Source organism: Novosphingobium sp. ERW19 (genome assembly GCF_012641315.1).
In the GTDB taxonomy this organism is placed as follows: domain Bacteria; phylum Pseudomonadota; class Alphaproteobacteria; order Sphingomonadales; family Sphingomonadaceae; genus Novosphingobium.
Genome location: NZ_JABAIC010000012.1, coordinates 81,556 through 99,937, shown reverse-complemented (window position 1 = coordinate 99,937; position 18,382 = coordinate 81,556). Strand labels below are relative to the sequence as shown.

The 18,382-nt window shown below is 64.6% G+C and carries 17 protein-coding genes; 3 read left to right on the top strand and 14 right to left on the bottom strand.

Annotation, left to right across the window (positions count from 1 at the left end):
* Positions 1–3: 3 nt before the first annotated feature.
* From eda to ccoN, 11 genes are all read right to left on the bottom strand, one after another.
* Entirely contained in the window at positions 4–618 is a 615-nt protein-coding gene (gene eda / locus HGI46_RS18985; RefSeq protein WP_118074194.1) for a bifunctional 4-hydroxy-2-oxoglutarate aldolase/2-dehydro-3-deoxy-phosphogluconate aldolase, read from the bottom strand.
* A 133-nt stretch (positions 619–751) separates the two neighbouring features.
* Positions 752–2,101, bottom strand: a complete 1,350-nt coding sequence (gene hemN / locus HGI46_RS18980) for an oxygen-independent coproporphyrinogen III oxidase (RefSeq protein WP_240946891.1) — start codon at positions 2,099–2,101, stop codon at positions 752–754.
* Entirely contained in the window at positions 2,091–2,351 is a 261-nt protein-coding gene (locus HGI46_RS18975) for a hypothetical protein (protein ID WP_162896087.1), read from the bottom strand. Before HGI46_RS18975 ends, hemN begins: the two co-directional genes overlap by 11 nt.
* Entirely contained in the window at positions 2,348–2,497 is a 150-nt protein-coding gene (ccoS, locus tag HGI46_RS18970) for a cbb3-type cytochrome oxidase assembly protein CcoS (protein WP_039335141.1), read from the bottom strand. The genes HGI46_RS18975 and ccoS overlap by 4 nt, the downstream gene beginning before the upstream one ends.
* Positions 2,494–4,617 carry a heavy metal translocating P-type ATPase gene (locus tag HGI46_RS18965; protein WP_346766777.1) on the bottom strand — a complete coding sequence of 708 codons (2,124 nt, stop codon included), beginning with the start codon at positions 4,615–4,617 and terminating at the stop codon, positions 2,494–2,496. The genes ccoS and HGI46_RS18965 overlap by 4 nt, the downstream gene beginning before the upstream one ends.
* A complete protein-coding gene (locus tag HGI46_RS18960; RefSeq protein ID WP_168905425.1) occupies positions 4,614–5,084 on the bottom strand; it encodes a FixH family protein in 471 nt (156 codons plus the stop codon). Before HGI46_RS18960 ends, HGI46_RS18965 begins: the two co-directional genes overlap by 4 nt.
* A complete protein-coding gene (ccoG, locus tag HGI46_RS18955) occupies positions 5,081–6,598 on the bottom strand; it encodes a cytochrome c oxidase accessory protein CcoG (RefSeq protein WP_168905424.1) in 1,518 nt (505 codons plus the stop codon). Before ccoG ends, HGI46_RS18960 begins: the two co-directional genes overlap by 4 nt.
* A gap of 23 nt (positions 6,599–6,621) precedes the next feature.
* Positions 6,622–7,557 (bottom strand): cytochrome-c oxidase, cbb3-type subunit III, encoded by a 936-nt coding sequence (gene ccoP, locus HGI46_RS18950; RefSeq protein WP_168905423.1) that lies wholly within the window; start codon positions 7,555–7,557, stop codon positions 6,622–6,624.
* Positions 7,550–7,720: a cbb3-type cytochrome c oxidase subunit 3 gene (locus HGI46_RS18945; protein WP_118074199.1), complete on the bottom strand. Its 171-nt coding sequence runs from the start codon at positions 7,718–7,720 to the stop codon at positions 7,550–7,552. Before HGI46_RS18945 ends, ccoP begins: the two co-directional genes overlap by 8 nt.
* The gene (gene ccoO, locus HGI46_RS18940; RefSeq protein WP_168905422.1) at positions 7,717–8,466 is read right to left on the bottom strand and encodes a cytochrome-c oxidase, cbb3-type subunit II; all 750 of its coding nucleotides are present in this window, start codon (positions 8,464–8,466) and stop codon (positions 7,717–7,719) included. The genes HGI46_RS18945 and ccoO overlap by 4 nt, the downstream gene beginning before the upstream one ends.
* A gap of 24 nt (positions 8,467–8,490) precedes the next feature.
* Positions 8,491–10,137 (bottom strand): cytochrome-c oxidase, cbb3-type subunit I, encoded by a 1,647-nt coding sequence (gene ccoN / locus HGI46_RS18935; protein ID WP_118074808.1) that lies wholly within the window; start codon positions 10,135–10,137, stop codon positions 8,491–8,493.
* 235 nt (positions 10,138–10,372) lie between these two features.
* Here ccoN and HGI46_RS18930 point away from each other — a divergent pair, with 235 nt between their 5' ends.
* Both HGI46_RS18930 and HGI46_RS18925 read left to right on the top strand, forming a co-directional pair.
* Positions 10,373–11,059, top strand: a complete 687-nt coding sequence (locus tag HGI46_RS18930) for an OmpW family outer membrane protein (RefSeq protein WP_118074201.1) — start codon at positions 10,373–10,375, stop codon at positions 11,057–11,059.
* A 312-nt stretch (positions 11,060–11,371) separates the two neighbouring features.
* Positions 11,372–13,843: a TonB-dependent receptor gene (locus HGI46_RS18925; protein WP_168905421.1), complete on the top strand. Its 2,472-nt coding sequence runs from the start codon at positions 11,372–11,374 to the stop codon at positions 13,841–13,843.
* Between the two features lie 78 nt (positions 13,844–13,921).
* Here HGI46_RS18925 and HGI46_RS18920 read toward each other — a convergent pair whose 3' ends face one another.
* The 3 genes from HGI46_RS18920 to HGI46_RS18910 form a co-directional block, all read right to left on the bottom strand.
* Entirely contained in the window at positions 13,922–14,617 is a 696-nt protein-coding gene (locus HGI46_RS18920; RefSeq protein WP_168905420.1) for a Crp/Fnr family transcriptional regulator, read from the bottom strand.
* Positions 14,618–14,871: 254 nt separating this feature from the next.
* A complete protein-coding gene (locus HGI46_RS18915) occupies positions 14,872–15,360 on the bottom strand; it encodes a flavin reductase family protein (protein WP_168905419.1) in 489 nt (162 codons plus the stop codon).
* A gap of 57 nt (positions 15,361–15,417) precedes the next feature.
* On the bottom strand, positions 15,418–16,329 hold the full coding sequence (locus tag HGI46_RS18910; RefSeq protein ID WP_168905418.1) for a CmcJ/NvfI family oxidoreductase: 912 nt from the start codon (positions 16,327–16,329) through the stop codon (positions 15,418–15,420).
* Positions 16,330–16,585: 256 nt separating this feature from the next.
* Here HGI46_RS18910 and HGI46_RS18905 point away from each other — a divergent pair, with 256 nt between their 5' ends.
* Positions 16,586–18,358: a DEAD/DEAH box helicase gene (locus tag HGI46_RS18905; protein ID WP_168905417.1), complete on the top strand. Its 1,773-nt coding sequence runs from the start codon at positions 16,586–16,588 to the stop codon at positions 18,356–18,358.
* The last annotated feature ends 24 nt before the right edge of the window (positions 18,359–18,382 follow it).

Sequence of the window (18,382 nt, the reverse complement as noted above, 5' to 3'; positions counted from 1 at the left end):
TCGTTACTTCCCCAAAGCCGAGGCTTCGCGCGCTGCGGCTTCGATCGCTGCTTCATCGGGCGTGCCCTTGCCGACCACCCAGCTGCCACCGACGCACAGGACCGGATCGAAACCCAGCCATTCCGGCGCGGTGGCGGCGGTAATGCCGCCGGTGGGGCAGAACTTGCACTGGTAGAACGGCGCAGCCAACGCCTTGAGCGCGGGAAGTCCGCCCGAAGTGGAAGCGGGGAAGAACTTGAAGTGGTTCAGGCCAAGGTCGAGACCGCGCATGATATCGCCCGCCGAGGCGATGCCCGGCAGGAACGGGATGCCCGAAGCCACGGCGGCCTTGCCGAGATTTTCGGTGAGGCCGGGCGAGACGATGAACTCCGCTCCTGCATCGATGGCAGCCTTGAGCTCGTCGGGATTGGTCACCGTTCCGGCGCCGACAATGGCACCCTCAACCGCTTTCATCGCGTGGATGACATCGAGCGCGGCAGGCGTGCGCAAGGTAACCTCGAGCACGCGCAGCCCGCCCTTCACAAGCGCGCGGGCGACGGGAAGCGCGTGGTCGACGTCCTCGATCACCAGAACCGGGATGACCGGCGCGGTGCGCATGATGGATTCGATCGGCTTCATGGCGTCTCCCCTGGCGCAGAACTGCCTGCGCGCTTCCTTTGATGGAAGCGGGCTTAACCCGACTCAGCCGGATTGTGCACCTGCTAAGGGCAGGCGCATAGCTATTCTTGGGAAACGCAGGACTGCAGGAACGTCACACGGCCGAGCTGAACTGGCGCTCACCGGTGCGATAGGCATCGAATACCGAGGCGATTGACCGGGCGTAAGGTTCATTGCCCGGCAAGAGGATGAGCACGTTGCCTTCGAGACGGGCGAGGCCCCGCGCGACGAACGGCTCCAGGCGGCTGCGGTTCATGGCCAGAAGATCAGCGTCGATCTCGGCCCGGCCCCGGCAAAGGATATCGTTGATGATCCCGCCGCGACGGCGATCTTCCGCCGTGCGCACGATCCCCTTGCGTCCCGGCAGCTGATCGGCGCCGACCAGCATGCGGTAACGGCCGGCGTTCTTCTCGGTTTGCACGTAAAGCTCGGGGAATTCGCTGATCGAGGATGCGCCGAGGCCGATGAGGACTTCGGACTGGTCTTCAGTGAAGCCTTGGAAATTGCGCCGCAACGTGCCCGAGCGCGAGGCAACGGCAAGATCGTCGTCCGGCAGAGCGAAATGATCAAAGCCGACGGCCTGATACCCGGCACCGACCAGACGCTGATACCCTTCGGCGGCCATGCGAAAGCGCGCGCGCTGGTCCGGCAGTTCGCTGGCATCGATCCGCTGCTGGCGGGGGATCATGTGGGGCACATGGGCATAGCCGAACAGGGCAAAGCGATCGGCACCCATGGCGACCGACTGGTCCAGCGTTTCGGCGAGAATGTCGTCGTTCTGGAACGGCAGGCCGTACATCAAGTCAAAATTGATGGAATCGACCCCCGCCTTGCGCAGGCCTGCGACGGCGCGCTCGATATCGTCCCGCGGTTGAACCCGGCCGATGGCCTGCTGGACGCGAGCATCGAGAGTCTGCACGCCGAGGCTGGCCTTGATCACGCCGATACCGCGGATCGCCATGAACCAGCCCGGCTCCAGCGTGCGGGGATCGAGCTCGATCGACAGGACCGGCTTCTCGAGACGGAAGCTGAGAGTCAGCTTGTCGACGAGGCGGACGAAATCGGTGGGCTTGATGGCGTTGGGGCTGCCGCCGCCGAAAGCAATGCGCGAGACCTTTACCGATGGGTGCAGCAGGCGCGAGACCAGATCGATCTCGTGGTGGAGCGCCTCCATGTACGCAGCGAGGCGCTGGGTCTTGTTGGCGGCGCCGGTATTGCAGCCGCAGTACCAGCAGATTTCCTTGCAGTAGGGGATGTGGAGATAGAGCGAGACCGTACCGCGCAGGGCCTGCAACGCTTCGCGCTGACGATCCTCGAAGCTCTCCTCGACGAATTCGGCAGCGGTGGGATAGCTGGTGTAGCGCGGGACCGGGCGTTCGAGCAGCTCGGGCCAATAGGTCCACTGGCCGAAGACTTCAGGCCCGGTCATCATGTCAGCAGCCATCGCCTTCGCCTTCTCCGTCATCGCCATTGTCACAACAGCTATCGGCGCTGGCGCGCTTGCGCATTGAGATATGACAAATCTTGCAGCAGGGCAGATTCTCGCTGCCATCGTCCTTGGCGGGGATGCGGATCGGGATTGGCGCACCGCTGCCGCCGCAGGAGGCGACCATCATGACGCTGGCGTGCGACGGCGCGGGGCTGGCCATCTGCAGAACGGCCAGTGGCGCGAGAAAGCGCATGAGTCGGCTCATGGCTGATCCTCTTCCTCGATAAGGATGCGCGCCGCAGCGCCATCGAGATCGCTGAACTGGCCACGCTTCAGGGCCCAGAAGAAGCCGGCCAGCCCGAACAGACCCATGCCGAGCGCGATCGGGAGCATGAAAGCGATGCCGTTCATTTCGTCTCTCCGGCAAGGCGCAGCGAGTTGGCGACGACGATCAGCGAACTGGTCGACATGGCGACGGCCGCGATCAGCGGGGTGACGTGGCCGAGGATGGCCAACGGCACGGCCAGCACGTTGTAGCCGATGGCGAGCGCGAAGTTTTGGCGGACGACGCGCATGGTCGCCCGCGAGACTCGGACCGCGCGGGGGATGGCGAGGAACGACTCTCCGGTGAAGACCATGTCCGCCGCTTGCCGTCCGACATCGCTGGCCGAGCCGGGCGCGATCGAGGCGTTGGCGGCAGCGAGCGCGGGACCATCGTTCAGGCCGTCGCCTGCCATCATTACCTTCCAGCCGACACGTTGCAGGCGCTGGAGCGCTTCCTGCTTGTCGGCCGGAGAGGCGGCGGCTTGCGCCGTCAGGCCAGTGGCGCGGGCAACGGCGGCCACCGCCGGGACGGAGTCGCCCGACAGGATCGAAGGATCGACGCCAAGAGCCTGCAACTGCGCAAGCGCTTCGGGCGCATCGGGGCGCAGGCGGTCGGCGAAGGGGATGACGCGGACGGCATCGCCTTCGATGCGGAAGGCCGTTGCCATGCCTTGCGACGAGGCAGGACGGCCCAGCGCGACCGCCAGACCGTTCCAGCGTGCGGTGATGCCCTGCCCTGCTTCCTCGCGCACATTTTCCAGGACTGCCGCCCGCACGCCGCGTGCACCAAGCGCCTGGACCAGTCCGAGCGACAGCGGATGGCGGCTGTGGCTGGCAAGGGCCATGGCCACCGAGGCCTGCGCATCCGTCAGCGCACCGAGCGCGACCTCATCCGGCACGGGACGGCCGAGCGTGAGCGTGCCGGTCTTGTCGAGCAGGATGCGGTTGACTTCGGCCATGCGTTCGAGCGCGGAACCGTCCTTGACCAGAATGCCCTTCTTCATCAACGCGCCTGCCGCGACGACTTGCGCCACCGGCACGGCGAGGCCGAGTGCGCATGGGCAGGTGATGATCAGCACCGCGATGGCGATGACGAGCGACTGGTAGACCCCTGCCCCGGCGATCATCCATCCGGCGAACGTCAGTGCAGCCAAGGTGTGGACAGCGGGCGCGTAGAGCCGCGAAGCGCGGTCGGCGATGCGCACGAACTTCGAGCGCGACTGGCCTGCCGCTTCCATCAGCCGGGCGATTTCGGACAGGGCGGTGTCGTGCCCGGTGGCAGTGACGCGCACGTCGACCGGGGCATCGACGTTGAGCGTTCCGGCGTGGACCAGCGTGCCCGGAGCCGCTTCGACCGGGGCGCTTTCGCCGGTCAGCAGCGACTGGTCGAAGCGGGTGGTGCCGCGCAGGACTTCGCCATCGGCGGCGAGGCGTTCGCCGGCTGCCACGCGCATGAGCATGCCGGGCTGCAGCGATTTCGTATCGAGCCAGCGGGTTGCGCCGTCTGCCTCGACGACCATAGTGCCGGTAGCCACCTGCCGCAGGAGTGCATCGACGCCCGAGCGGGCGCGGTCGCGCATCATGGCGTCGAGCACGCGGCCTGCCAGCAGGAACATCAGCAGCATCAGCACGCCATCGAACCATGCCTCAGTGCCGCCGGTCAGCGTTTCGTAGAACGACAGGCCGGTGGCGATGGTCACGCCGATGGAGATCGGCACGTCCATGTTGGTCCTGCCGTGGCGCAGCACTTTCCACGCCGAGGTGAAGAACGGGCGTCCGGCATAGACGATGGCCGGCACGCCGATCATCGCCGAGACCCAGTGGAACAGCGACCGCGTGGTGCCATCGGCGCCGGACCAGACGCTGACCGACATCAGCATGACGTTCATGCAGGCAAAGGCAGCGACACCGAGCGGTGCAAGCAGCGGCTTGACCGCCGAGACAGGCTCGGCCTCGATCTCGCGCGGTTGCGCCTCGAAGCCAGTGGCGGCGAGCGTGGCGACCAGCGTGGGCATTTCGACCTGGCGGGCGTGGACCACGTCGACCGTTCGGGCAGTGAGGTTGGTCCGGGCGCTGGCGACCCCATCGAGCGAGGCTAGCGCGCGCTCGACCTTGCCCATGCAGCCTGCGCAGTGCATCCCCGGAACCGCAAGGACGGTGTGGATCGCATCGTCAGGCACGGCACGAAGGCGGGAAGGCGCAGTCACAGGACTTCTCCCACCGTGCGCCAGACCTTGCCCTCGGCCTCGACCATCACGCGCAGGCGCCAGCGGCCGGCTTCCAGCGGAGCGGCGTAAGTGCCCAGTGCGGTCTCGCGTAGGGTCAGGTCCGTCTCGGGACGCTGGCCAAGCGGGTGTTCGGCCACGGCGGTGACCCGGGCGGCAGTGATGGCTTGACCGGTGCTGTCACGCAGGGTGATGGCTGCCCTGCCCTGTTCGTCGCGAGCGATGCCGGCCTTCCAGCCAAGCGCCTGCTCGGCACTGGCTTCCTTGAGCCAGCCGTTGAACTGCTGGCTGGCGACATAGGAATTCTCGACCACGACGCCGCCGAACGTGGATGACGCCAGACGCGCCATGAGAACGTTGACGGCGATGACTACTCCGAAAAAGCTGACAAGGATCAGGGTGATGTGCTTGCCGGTGAACGGGCGAGCGGTACGGCTGCGCTGGGTCATTCGCCGTGTCCTTCCGGAGTTGTGAAGCTGGTTTCGCTGCGGTCCGTGCCGCCTTCATCGTCGGGCGCGGTCAGTACGAAGGCGAATTCGCCGTGGCCCCGTTCGTGGTGACCTTCGTGGTGTTCCCGATGGTGCTCGCCGTGTTCAGCACGGCGCTGGTCGACGACGTAGATGCGCAGGCGTTGCGTGGTGTCGGCGGGGACGCGGAACGTTAGATCGCGCTTGGCGGCGGCAGCGTCCATCTCGTCGGTGAACATGGCCGCGCCTTCGAGGCCTTCCAGAGCGACGCGGAAGTTGCGCGGGCGCTCTTCCATGTTGCGCAGCTTGATCGTGTAGGCGTTGCGGATCGTCCCGTCAGACAGCGTCACGAACTCCGGGTTGCGATCCTTGGCGACGGAGATGTCGAGCCGCGCGCGCTGGCCGAGCATGAACAGCATGGCCGCGCCGATCGCCGACCACACGCCGAGGTAGATCAGCGTTCGCGGACGGAACATGGTCTTGAGGACCGGCGTCGGTTCCTCTCCCCGCTTCTCCTTCTCGGCATCGACCAGTGTGCAGTAGTCGATCAGGCCGCGCGGGCGGCCGACGTCGGCCATGGCCTTGTCGCAGGCGTCGATGCACAGCGCGCAGGTGATGCAGCCGATCTGCGGCCCTTCGCGAATGTCGATGCCGGTGGGGCAGACCGCGACGCACTGCATGCAGTCGATGCAATCGCCCAGCGGAGTTGCCGCCTTGACCGCGCTCTTGACCGAACCGCGCGGTTCGCCGCGCCAGTCCTTGTAAGTGACGATCAGGCTCTTCTCGTCGAGCATGGCCGTCTGGATACGCGGCCAGGGGCACATATAGATGCACACCTGCTCGCGCATGAAACCGCCGAAGATGAACGTGGTCATCGTCAGGACGAAGGTGGTGGCATAGGCGACGGGCGCGGCAGTGCCGGTCCAGAACTCGTACTGTAGCGTCGGCGCGTCGGCGAAGTAGAAGATCCACGCGCCGCCGGTGGCAAAGCTGATCGCGAGATAGATCGTCCACTTGAGCGCGCGCTTGCCAATCTTCGCCGCGGTCCACGGAGCCTTCTGCAGGCGCAGTTGCGCGTTGCGGTCACCGTCAACGAAGCGATCGACGTGCTGGAACAGGTCGGTCCACACCGTCTGCGGGCAGGCATAGCCGCACCACGCGCGGCCCACCGCCGAGGTGACGAGGAACAGGCCGATGCCGGCCATGATCAACAGGCCCGCCACGAAATAGAATTCGTGCGGCCAGATTTCGATGTCGAACATGAAGAACCGGCGATGTGCGAGATCGATCAGCACCGCCTGGTCGGGCGCGTAGGGGCCGCGGTCCCAGCGGATCCACGGCGTGCCCCAGTAGATGCCCAGGCACACGATCATGACCAGCCACTTGAAACGGCGGAATGGTCCGTTGATGGCCTTCGGGAAAACGCCTTTGCGCTTTTCGTAAAGGCCGATTTCATTCGAGTGGTCCGCGCGGAGTTTGGGATCGTGCGCAGTCATGACCGTGTTGTCCTGTGTTCGGGTTATTTGGCAGCAGCGGGGGCTGCAGCAGGGTCGGGAGCGGCAGGATCAGCGGCAGGAGCCGGAGCTTCCTCGCCGCCACCCAGCGAGTGGACGTAAGTGGCCAGCATCTTCACCGTCACCGGATCGAGACGCGCACCCCACGATGGCATCACCCCGTATCGGGCGTTGGTCACCGTCTGGGTCAGCGCCTTGCGGTCACCACCGTAGAGCCAGATCGCATCGTCAAGCTTCGGCGCGCCGAAGGCCCGTCCGCCCTCCCCGTTGGTCCCGTGGCAAGCGACGCAGTTGGCGGCGAAGATTTCGGCACCGCGCTGCGAAGAGCCGCTCGGCTTTTCCTGTCCGCTGATCACGCGGACATGGCTGACCACGTCCTGCACCTGCGCCGGAGTCAGTATGCCATCGCGCCCGAAGGCTGGCATCTGGCTCATGCGCGTGGCGTCGTCGCCGGGCTGGCGCACGCCATGCACAAGCGTCTGGTGGATCGTGGCAACGTCGCCGCCCCACAGCCAGTCGTCGTCGTTGAGGTTGGGATAACCCGCACTGCCAGCCGCGCCATTGCCATGGCACTGGATGCAGTTGACCTTGAACGCGGCGCGGCCGCCGTCGATCGCGGCGCGGCGCAGGCGCGGATCGGAAGCGATCTGTTCGATCGAGGCCTTGTCGAGCTCTGCCATGAGGCCCGCCTTGCGGGCGGCTTCTGCCTTCATTTCCTGATCGAGCTGGCCGCGGCTGGTCCAGCCGAAGGTTCCTGCCGTCGCCTTGTCGATCATCGGCCAGGCCGGATAGACCACGCAGTAGGCGATGGAAAAGGCGATGCAGGCGTAGAAGCTCCACAGCCACCAGCGCGGCAGCGGATTGTTCAGTTCCTCGATGCCGTCCCATTCGTGGCCGACGGTTTCGACGCCGGTTGCGTCGTCGATGCGCTGCTTAGACATCGGTTTCGTCCTTGAAGATCGAGTTCGCGGCTTCGCGGTTCAGCGGCTTGGCGCCGGGACGGAACGGCCATGCGCTCAGCCCCAGGAAAATCGCCGTCATGACCACAAGCCCCCAGCTGTCGGCGAGGTGCCGCAGCAGGTCGTAGGTGGAGTGGGTGCTCATCGACCCTTCTCCTTCGCGAGCTTCTCCTGCGCGGCAGGGGCATTCACGTCGACCAGCGTGCCGAGCATCTGAAGATAGGCGACAAGCGCATCCATCTCGGTCAGGCGCTTCGGATCGCCATCAAAGTCGCGCGCCTGAGCCTTGGGATAGCGCTTGAGCAGATCGCTGGCATCGGCGTCGGGATCGGCCTGGGTCTTGAGGTCCTCGTTGGCCTTGTCGATGTCGGTCTTCGAGTAGGGCACGCCGATCTGGTAGAGCGTGCGCAGCTCTGCCGTCATGTCGCCCGGGTTCAGGTCATGGTCGGCCAGATGCGCGTACGTGGGCATGATTGATTCCGGCACCACGGCGCGCGGATCTTTCAGGTGCTGCACGTGCCATTCGTCGGAGTAGCGATTGCCGACGCGGGCCAGGTCTGGCCCGGTGCGCTTGGAGCCCCACTGGAACGGATGGTCGTACATCGATTCCGCAGCGAGGCTGTAGTGGCCGTAGCGCTCGACCTCGTCACGGAACGGACGGATCATCTGGCTGTGGCAAACGTAGCAGCCTTCACGGACATAGATGTCGCGTCCGGCCTGCTCGAGCGGCGTGTAGGGGCGCATGCCGTCCACCTTCTCGATCGTGTTGTCGATCCAGAACAGCGGGGCAATCTCGACGATGCCGCCAACGGTCACCGCGGCAAAGGCCGCGAGCCCGAGGAGCGTCACGTTGCGCTCCAGTTTCTTGTGCTTTTCCACGATTGTCGTCATGGGATTTTCTCCGGATGCGTCTGATCAGGCTGCGGCAGGCGCGGCGAGGATCGGACGGTCCTTTTCGGGATCGTAGGCGGCGTCGCTCATCGGCGCTTCGTCACGCAGATGGCCGAGGATCGTGCGCCAGACGTTGATCGTCATGACCACGGCCCCTGCGAGGTACAGCAGGCCACCGAAGGCGCGCAGGAAGAACATCGGCTTGAGCGCAAGGACGGTTTCGGCAAAGCTGTTCACCAGGTAGCCGTCAGCGCCATATTCGCGCCACATCAGGCCTTGGGTGATGCCTGCCACCCACATCGAAGCGGCGTAGAACACGATGCCCACGGTCGCGAGCCAGAAGTGCCAGTTGACCATGCGCAAGCTGTAGAGGCGTTCACGGTTCCACAGGCGCGGCACGAGGTAATAGACCGCGGCGAAAGTGATCATGCCGTTCCAGCCCAGCGCGCCGGAGTGAACGTGGCCGATGGTCCAGTCGGTATAGTGCGACAGGCTGTTGACCGACTTGATCGACATCATCGGGCCTTCGAAGGTGCTCATGCCGTAGAAGGCGAGCGCCATGACCATCATGCGAATGATCGGATCGGTGCGGACCTTGTCCCAGGCGCCGTTGAGCGTCATCAGGCCGTTGATCATGCCGCCCCAGCTCGGCATCCACAGCATGACCGAGAAGACCATGCCCAGCGTCTGCGCCCAGTCGGGCAGCGCGGTGTAGTGGAGGTGGTGCGGACCTGCCCAGATGTAGAGGAAGATCAGCGCCCAGAAGTGGATGATCGACAGGCGGTAGGAATAGACCGGGCGTTCGGCCTGCTTCGGGACGAAGTAGTACATCATCGCCAGGAAGCCGGCGGTGAGGAAGAAGCCGACCGCGTTGTGGCCGTACCACCATTGCACCAGCGCGCCCTGCACGCCTGCGAAAATCGGGTAGCTGCGGCTGCCGACGAAGCTGACGGGCCAGTTCAGGTTGTTGACGATGTGCAGCATCGCCACGGTGACGATGAACGACAGGTAGAACCAGTTCGCCACGTAGATGTGCGGTTCGGTGCGCTTGACGATCGTGCCGACGAAGACCGCGAGGTAGGCCACCCAGACGATGGTCAACCACAGGTCGACGTACCATTCCGGCTCGGCGTATTCCTTGCCCTGCGTGATGCCGAGCAGGTAGCCGGTTGCCGCCAGCACGATGAACAGCTGGTATCCCCAGAACACGAAACGGGCGAGGCCGGGGAAGGCCAGCCTCGCCCGGCAAGTGCGCTGCACGACGTAGAACGACGTGGCGATCAGCGCGTTGCCTCCGAAAGCGAAGATGACCGCAGAAGTATGCAAGGGCCGCAGGCGGCCGAAAGCGGTCCATTCCAGACCGAGGTTCAGCACCGGCAGCGCCAGTTGCAATGCTATGTAGAGTCCGGCCAGGAACCCGGCCATGCCCCAGAAGACTGTCGCGATCACGCCCCAGCGGATCACGTCGTCGTCATAGCGGCCCTGGTCTGGGGCCAGGATGGCCTTGGACAGATCCACCCCGCGCAGCGTGACGATCAGCCCGAGGATGCAGGCGAGCGCGACGATGCCCATGTGGATCGCGAAACCCGTGTCGACGGCTGCAGCGCAGGCGGCGACGGCGATAAGGAGCGCAACGAGCCATAGCCCTGTGCGCGATAGTGCCGATTCCATGGAGCCTTCCCTTCCATGAGTGATGTGCATGTCGCGCTGCACCCACGGGAGGGAAGGAACATTGATCGGAGTCAAATCACGCAAAATCAGTCTTATACTTTGGTCGAAGATCGCGATTTCGCATTTTTGCGCTTCGTCAATGTCTGATGATTCGGTGCGGTGCATCAGGCTGTCCAAGCCATGGACGATCTGGGGCCAGCGAGGGGCTGGCCATCCGTGGCGCAGGACAAGAGCAATGAAGAAGCTGATTACCGCCGCCCTGCCCCTGGCCTTCGCAGCCGCCGCGCTTGCACCGGCACCGGCCCTTGCCGGCTCGGCCGAAGGCAAGTTGCAGGTCAAGGTGCTCGGCACCGGCGTGCTTCCGGACGGCAAGATCGTGGAAGTGAAGAACGACCCGCTGGGCCTGACCACCGGCGCACAGACCAAGGCCAACGACAACTACGTGCCGACGCTTGCGGTCGAGTATTTTCTGACGCCGAACATCTCGGCCGAGACGATCTGCTGCTTCACCCAGCACCATGTCAGCGGCGTCGGTGCCCTCGCGCCAGCAACCAACATCGTTGATCACGTGTTGGTCCTGCCGGCCACGTTGACGCTGAAGTATCACCTGCCGCTGGGCGGCGGAATCAAGCCCTATGTCGGTGCAGGTCCGTCGATGTTCCTGATCTTCGGGGAGAAGCCCGGCTCGAGCATCACCGGCCTCGGCGTGACCAAGGTGAAGATGTCCAACGAAGTCGGCTTTGCTCTTCAGGCCGGCGTGGATATCCCCGTCAACGACAAGGGCCTTGGCGTCAGCATCGATGCCAAGAAGTACTTCCAGGACACGACCGCGCATTTCTACGCGGGCAATGCCGAAGTCCTGACCACCAAGCACTCGCTTGACCCGTGGGTCGTGAGCGCCGGGCTGGCCTACCGCTTCTGACGAAATCCCCTTCCCGTCCGGCGCCCCCCACGCGCGTCGGATCTGGGGACGGCGGGCAGGAGATCACGAGGTTCTGGGATCGCCTCGCTGGTTTCCTGCCCGCCACTTTTTTGTTTGTCGAACTTACGAATCCCAACATTTCAGGGCGTTTCAGGCCTGTTGCGCCGCCGCCACAGGTGTGGCTGAATAGGCGGAACTTCCCCAAAGCCTGATTGCGCCGACCCGTTGCCCTGGCGCATGGGAACTCCAGCGCTTGTCAACGAACAAGTTGCCATCGCAACGACATTTGCGCCATTTTGGGAGGATACAACAATGGCTAACCCAGCCCGCATTCGCAGGATTCTGCTCTCGTCCGTCGCCTCGCTGGTGATCGCGACGCCCGCCCTTGCCCAGTCCGCCGATGAAGCACAGGCTGAAGACGGCGGCACCGGCAACGAAATCGTCGTCACCGCCACCAAGCGCGCCCAGACCATCCAGGAAGTGCCGTTCTCGGTGAACGCGCAGACCGCAGCCGATATCGAGAAGACCGGCGCCACCTCGATCGAGGACATTTCGCGCTCGGTCGCTGGCCTCACTGTCCAGAACCTCGGGCCCGGCCAGAGCCAGGTTTCGGTACGCGGCGTTTCCGCAGGCCAGATCGTCCGCGACCAGCCGGGCGTGAAGGAACAGGTCGGCATCTACCTCGACGAATCCGTCACCTCGCTCTCGCTGTTCACGCCCGATTTCGACCTGTTCGACCTCAATCGCGTGGAGACGCTGCGCGGCCCGCAAGGCACGCTGTTCGGTTCCGGCTCGGTCGGCGGCACTGTCCGCTACATCACCAACCAGCCGAAGCTGGGCCAGACCGAAGGCCAGATCGCTGCTGACGTCAACGTGCTCGATGGCGGCGATGTCGGCTATTCGGCCAAGGGCGCGGTCAACGTGCCGCTGGGCGAGAACGCCGCGCTGCGCGTCGTCGGCTATGGCGAGCACTTTGCCGGCTTCATCAACGCAGTCGGCCCGGCTGCCGGCAAGAACATCAACGACGGCGAACGCTACGGCGTGCGTGCGGCAGTTCTGTTCGAGCCTGTCGCCGGCGTGAAGATTACCCCGCGCATCGTCTACCAGGACATCAAGACCAACGGCTTCAACCGCGCGGACGTGTACCACTTCTACCAGAGCCCACTGGCCGGCGCTCCCGCGCTGCCGGAAAACACGCAGTACCTGAAGCTGCGCGAAGGCTTCCGCGACAAGACCACCTTGGCTGATCTCACGATCTCGGCGCCCGTTTCGGATTCGATCGAGGTCACCAGCGTCACGACCTATATCAACCGCGATATTCTGGTCAGCCGCGATGCTTCGGCCCTGACTGGTTCGGTATCGGTGTCGTTCGCCGGTCTGGAACCGCTTGTGGCACCGGGCGCAAACCTGCCTTCAAACCTGCGCGATGGCACCAAGCTGAAGACCTGGACGCAGGAAGTGCGCCTTGCCTCGTCAGGCAAGGGTCCGCTCCAGTGGGTCCTTGGCGGGTTCTACAGCAAGATCGACCGCAAATACGCACAGCGCCTGCCCACCCCGGGTTACGACGCCTTCGGCAACCTGTTCCTGGCCGCCCTCTGCCAGGCCGAAAATACGTGCCGCGTTCCCAACGCCAATCCGGCGTTGCGGACCCCGTTCGTGTCGACCGATGCGGCAATCGCCAACGGGTTCCCCGCGAACTCGCCGTACAACGCCGATATCCCTTACGACATCGAGCAGTTCGCGATCTTCGGTGAAGCCAGCTACAAGATCGGCGATTTCAAGATGACCGCCGGCGGCCGCTACTACGACTTCAAGGAATCGCGCGACTTCATCTCGGGCGGCGTCTTCGCCAACGGTGACCGCCGGATTGCCGACAAGACCAAGAGCGACGGGTTCAACCCCCGCTTCATCGTCAGCTATCAGCCGAGCCGGGATCTCTCGATCAACCTGCAGGCTTCGAAGGGCTTCCGTCTTGGTGGCGTGAACGACCCGCTGAACCTGCCGCTCTGCTCGGCCAACGACAAGGTCATCTTCGGCAACAGCCAGACCTACAAGGACGAAAGCCTGTGGAACTATGAGGCAGGCGTGAAGCTCGCCAGCGGCCCCGTCACCTTCAATGCGGCTGCGTTCTACAACGACATCCGCAACCTGCAGGTCACGGCCGACGCCGGAAGCTGCTCGTCGCGCGTGGTGTTCAATGTGCCGAAGGCCCACACCACCGGCGTTGAAATGGAACTCGCTGCCGAGCTTGGCATGGGCTTCTCGCTCGCGGTCAACGGCTCGGTGATCGAATCGCAGTTCGACAGCAGCGTCAAGGATGGCACCGGCGCGATCATTGCGGGAATCCGTGACGGCAACCGCCTGCCGACCGTGCCGAAATTCCAGATGTCGGCAACTGCGGGCTATACGACCGAAGTCTCGAATGGCATGGACTTCTCGGCCAATGCCAGCTTCCAGCATGTCGGCAACCGCTTTACCCAGCCCTCGGATCAGGAAGCCGGCGCGGGCGTATTCAGCAACTCGCTGTTCTTCAATCCGGCAACCGGCGCCTATGGCAGTGGCAACTACAACTTCGGATCCTACCAGCTGCCCAGCTACAACCTCGTCAACATTTCGGCGGGTCTGAACTGGGAAAACGGCCTTTCGGTCCTCGTCTATGCCAACAACCTGTTCAACGAAACGCCGTTGCTTTCGCTGGACCGCGAACGCGGTGGCCGTGCACGTCTCGGCTACAACGTCGGCACGCCGCGCAAGATCGGCATGACCGTGCGCAAATCGTTCTGATCTTCTCGGTCGGACAAGAAAAAGGCCGGTCCCGCAAGGGGCCGGCCTTTTTCGCATCCGAAGCCTTGGAGGCCGGGATCAGCCCGCCAGCGAGACCAACGCCTGCCGGTTGAGAATCTCGACCTCACGACGCGAAGGCAGTTCGATCACGCCGTCGTTCTTGAGCTTGGTGAACTGACGGCTGACCGTCTCGATCGTCAGGCCCAGCACATCGGCCACCTGCTGGCGCGAGAACGGCAGGGAAAAGCGCTTGGCCGGGCCGAACGCCGGGGTGCAGCCGGTCTCGGCCAGTCTGTCCGACATCTCGAGCAGGAAGGTCGCGATCTTTTCCGATGCGTTCTTGCGCCCCAGCAGCATCATCCACGACCGCGTACGGTCGAGTTCGGCCAGGGTGCGCTCCAGCAGCTTGTGCTCAAGCTCGGGATGTTCGCGGGCGAAGCGGTCAAAATCGTTGCGCGAGAACACGCAGACCCGCGCGTCTGTCAGCGCGACCACGCTGGCGCTGCTGGTCTGGCCGAAAGGACGGCCGATGAAATCGGAAGGGTAGGCAACACCGACGATCTGCTCGCGCCCGTCTTCAGTGCTGGTGGTCAGCTTGAGCACGCCCTCGATGACGTTGGCGACGAGCAGCGAGTCATCGTCTTCCCAGATCAGCGGCTCACCCGCCGTGACCGTACGTCGCCTGCCCATCTGATTGAGCGATTCAATCTCGCGATTGTCGAGTCCGGCGCAGATGGCGCGATTACGAACGACGCAGGTGTCACAAGAAGACATGGGGCTTCGTTATCATTCCGAACCATTTCGGGCAATTGGCGAAAAGGATCGGTCTTCGGGCTCTCCGAAGCACGAAAAAATTGGGCGGTCCGTTTCTGCCGGGCCGCCCGAGTTGGGGAGAAATCGCCGAAGCGGGGCGGAGGCCGGTGGGGTGCATCCACCCCGCTTCGTCGAAGTCATGACTATCCGCGCGCGCCCGAGCCCGCGTTGACGGAAGTCAAAAACACCAACAATTTTTAGGATTGCTGCAGAATTCAGAGCGCGGGGAGCTGCGTCACGTCGTGATATTGGCCCCGGAAGAACAGCAGCGGCGTGCCTTCTTCGCGCCGGTCCAGCGCCTCGACTGCGCCGACCACGAGGAAGTGATCGCCGATGTCCTCGACCCGCTCGACCGTGCAATCGATCCAGGCAATTGCATCCTCGAGCAGCGGCATCCCCGACGGCGTGTGATCGTGCGCCAATTCGGCGAACTTGTCTTCGGCCTTGGCCGCGAAGCGCTTGCACAGCTCCAGCTGGTTGGCGCCCAGAACGTTCACGCAAAACCGGCCCGTTTCCGCGATCTTGGGCCAGGTGCTCGATCGCTTGTCGGGGAAGAAGCCTACAAGCGGCGGATCGAGCGAAATCGAACTGAACGAGCCCACGACCAGACCGTGCCGGGTTCCGTCCGGCTCGACCGAAGTGATGACGCAGACACCGGTGGGCCAGGTGCCGAGGACGTTACGGAAATGGCGGGAATCGATCATGCGCGCCTGCCTGTCGCCAAATCGCGCGCGCGTCAACCATCCCCGAATAACGCGAGACTATTCGAAAAAGGCGATGCAGCGCACCTCGATGCTTTCGCGCGTCTGCGCATCGGGCAGGCTGGTATCGTGAAACGCCGTGTGCGGGCAGCGCCAAGTCACAGAATGGTCGCTGTCCTGGAACTTGAACAGCAGGACGTCATCGGTCTGCATGTTCGAGAAATACCACCAGCGATGCCGTTCGCGATGGCGAAAGATCGTGGCTGCGATCATCTGGTCCTCGCCTTCGACGGGCGCGGTCAGGGCATCGCCCGTGGGAAATTCGTCGACTACGAACAGCGTGTTCGATGCCGTTTCCTCGTCACGCACCGTACGCCCATCGCATACTGCCAGCGGCCAGTCCTGCGGGCCGGGGGAGAACGTGCGCCACAGCGAAAAGCAGATGTAGCGCTTGTACCCCGGCCCGTCGGGAAACCGGTCGGCATAGACCCGGGCGGCAGCGCGACGCCCGGTGATCTCGTTGTAATCAACGTGCGCTTCGCCAGCCGGGGGCTGGATGCCGCCGGAGTGCTTGTACCCTTCCACCTTTTGCTTTGCCCTTGCCGAAAGATCGGCTGACGTCCGGATCATCCACCCTTGGGCAGCAGTGCGGCTCGCCCCGGAAAGGCGCGTCACCAGTTGCTCGACTTCGGCAAGATAGGCCGCATCGACCGCTGGCCTGTCATGAAAGTCGGCAATGGACGAGCGATGATTGCCGAGCACGAAGCCGTGCACGTCGAGCGTGAAGTGATCGCGGATGGTCATTCCGTCGCGCACTTCGCAGGGGTAATCGAAATAGTCCCCGGTATTCATCTCCGCGCCTTGGGAGACATAGCGCCGCGTGACGTAGTCCCCCTCGCCCAGATAGCGGATCAGCGCGGGCGCGCGGCGGACAGAGTCCTCGATCGGTGCAAGTTGCGCAGTCTCGTTCATCTGCCTCTCCCAAGGCCTCGTTCCTGATTGCGGCGATCTTCCCATATGTTAGGCTGCCTAATCAAGTGGCGCCTTGAAAAGAAATGCAAGCCAAACGCGCAAAAGGCGTGTAGGGGCCGCCGCACAGGTATCGCCGTGCACTGTGTGGGAACGGGCTGAGGCGATTCGTGCCGGGTAAATCACCCGGCCACCCAGCCGATATTGGCCCAACACATATGCGAATGTCGCTCCGGCGGCAGGAATGGCGATTTTGACGATGACTTTTGCACACCTCCCCAGCCCGCTCGCGCAGGCTCTCGAAGCGCATGGCTACACCGCGCTGACCCCGGTCCAGGCTGCCGTTACCGAACCCGAAGCTGCTGGCCGCGACCTTGTCGTGTCGGCACAGACCGGCTCGGGCAAGACCGTGGCCTTCGGCCTTGCCATGGCGCCCGAACTGATCGGCGATGAAAGCGCCCTGCCCTTTGCCACCGCGCCCCTCGCACTGGTCGTGGCGCCAACCCGCGAACTAGCACTGCAGGTCAGCCGCGAGTTGCAGTGGCTCTATGCACCGACACACGCGCGCATCGCCACCTGCGTCGGCGGCATGGACCCTTCGCGCGAACGCCGCACGCTGCAGGGCGGCGCCCATATCGTCGTCGGCACGCCCGGCCGCCTGCGTGACCACCTCGAACGCGGTGCGCTCGACCTCTCGGCGCTCGCGTGCGTCGTTCTCGACGAGGCTGACGAGATGCTCGACATGGGCTTCCGTGAAGACCTCGAGGAATTGCTCGACGCAACGCCCGAAAACCGCCGCACCCTGCTGTTCTCGGCGACGATGCCCAAGCCGATCGAGGCTCTGGCAAGGCGCTATCAGAAGAACTCGCTGCGCATCTCCACCGTTGGCGAAAATCGCGGCCATGGCGATATTGCCTACCGCGCCGTTGCCGTTGCCCCGGCAGAAATCGAAGCCGCAGTGGTCAACCTGCTGCGCTTCCACGAAGCGGAAACCGCGATGCTGTTCTGCGCCACGCGCGACAACGTCCGCCGCCTCCACGCCACGCTGGTCGAACGCGGCTTCACCGCCGTCGCGCTTTCGGGCGAGCATAGCCAGTCGGAGCGCAACAACGCGTTGCAGGCCCTGCGCGATCGCCGTGCCCGCGTCTGCGTCGCTACCGACGTCGCAGCGCGCGGCATCGACCTGCCGTCGCTCAGCCTTGTCATCCACGTGGAAATCCCGCGCGATGCCGAAACGCTGCAGCACCGCTCCGGCCGCACCGGCCGCGCCGGCAAGAAGGGCACCGCCGTGCTGATCGTGCCGTTCCCGCGCCGCCGCCGCGTCGAGATGATGCTGCGCGGAGCCAAGATCAACGCCGAGTGGGCCGAAGTGCCGACGCCGGAAGCAATCCGCGCGCAGGACCGCGAACGCCTGCTCGAAACGATCCTCGCGCCGGTCGAGCCGGACGAGGCGGATCTCGATATCGCCCGCACCCTGCTCGAACAGCGCAGCGCCGAGGAACTGGCCGCAGCGCTGGTCCGCGCCCACCGCGCCGCCCTGCCCCAGCCGGAAGAGCTGCTTTCGGGCAGCGACGAAGGCCGCAAGCAGGCGGCGCACCGTCCGGGCTTTGACGATGTGGTGTGGTTCCGCATGGACGTGGGCCGCCGCCAGAACGCCGATCCGCGCTGGATCCTGCCGACGCTGTGCCGCCGCGGCCACGTCTCGCGCCAGGAAATCGGCGCGATCCGCATTGCTCCCAACGACACCTGGTTCCAGGTCCCGCGCGCCATTGCCGACCGCTTCGCCGATGCCGTGCGCCGCACCGCCGATCCCAAGGGCGAGGACGAGAACGGCATCCACATCGAGGCCGCGCCCGATGGTCCGCGCGAAATGGCGCGCGACAACCGCCGCGGCGCCAACGATGGCCCGCGCAAGTTCCACCGCAATGATGGCCCACGCGGCGAAGACCATCGCGGTCCGCGCCGCCCTCACCCCGCCGGCCAGCGCCCGCAAGGCAAGCCGCACCGCAAGGGCCCGCAAGGCGCCCGCTAGGAATCAAAAGGCCCGCCGGAGCTG

Excerpts from the sequence above, each read along its gene's own strand:
- eda (WP_118074194.1), bottom strand. The coding sequence starts at position 618 with ATGAAGCCGATCGAATCCATCATGCGCACCGCGCCGGTCATCCCGGTT.
- hemN (WP_240946891.1), bottom strand. The coding sequence starts at position 2,101 with ATGGCTGCTGACATGATGACCGGGCCTGAAGTCTTCGGCCAGTGGACC.
- HGI46_RS18975 (WP_162896087.1), bottom strand. The coding sequence starts at position 2,351 with ATGAGCCGACTCATGCGCTTTCTCGCGCCACTGGCCGTTCTGCAGATG.
- ccoS (WP_039335141.1), bottom strand. The coding sequence starts at position 2,497 with ATGAACGGCATCGCTTTCATGCTCCCGATCGCGCTCGGCATGGGTCTG.
- HGI46_RS18960 (WP_168905425.1), bottom strand. The coding sequence starts at position 5,084 with ATGACCCAGCGCAGCCGTACCGCTCGCCCGTTCACCGGCAAGCACATC.
- ccoG (WP_168905424.1), bottom strand. The coding sequence starts at position 6,598 with ATGACTGCGCACGATCCCAAACTCCGCGCGGACCACTCGAATGAAATC.
- ccoP (WP_168905423.1), bottom strand. The coding sequence starts at position 7,557 with ATGTCTAAGCAGCGCATCGACGACGCAACCGGCGTCGAAACCGTCGGC.
- HGI46_RS18945 (WP_118074199.1), bottom strand. The coding sequence starts at position 7,720 with ATGAGCACCCACTCCACCTACGACCTGCTGCGGCACCTCGCCGACAGC.
- ccoO (WP_168905422.1), bottom strand. The coding sequence starts at position 8,466 with ATGACGACAATCGTGGAAAAGCACAAGAAACTGGAGCGCAACGTGACG.
- ccoN (WP_118074808.1), bottom strand. The coding sequence starts at position 10,137 with ATGGAATCGGCACTATCGCGCACAGGGCTATGGCTCGTTGCGCTCCTT.
- HGI46_RS18930 (WP_118074201.1), top strand. The coding sequence starts at position 10,373 with ATGAAGAAGCTGATTACCGCCGCCCTGCCCCTGGCCTTCGCAGCCGCC.
- HGI46_RS18925 (WP_168905421.1), top strand. The coding sequence starts at position 11,372 with ATGGCTAACCCAGCCCGCATTCGCAGGATTCTGCTCTCGTCCGTCGCC.
- HGI46_RS18920 (WP_168905420.1), bottom strand. The coding sequence starts at position 14,617 with ATGTCTTCTTGTGACACCTGCGTCGTTCGTAATCGCGCCATCTGCGCC.
- HGI46_RS18915 (WP_168905419.1), bottom strand. The coding sequence starts at position 15,360 with ATGATCGATTCCCGCCATTTCCGTAACGTCCTCGGCACCTGGCCCACC.
- HGI46_RS18910 (WP_168905418.1), bottom strand. The coding sequence starts at position 16,329 with ATGAACGAGACTGCGCAACTTGCACCGATCGAGGACTCTGTCCGCCGC.
- HGI46_RS18905 (WP_168905417.1), top strand. The coding sequence starts at position 16,586 with ATGACTTTTGCACACCTCCCCAGCCCGCTCGCGCAGGCTCTCGAAGCG.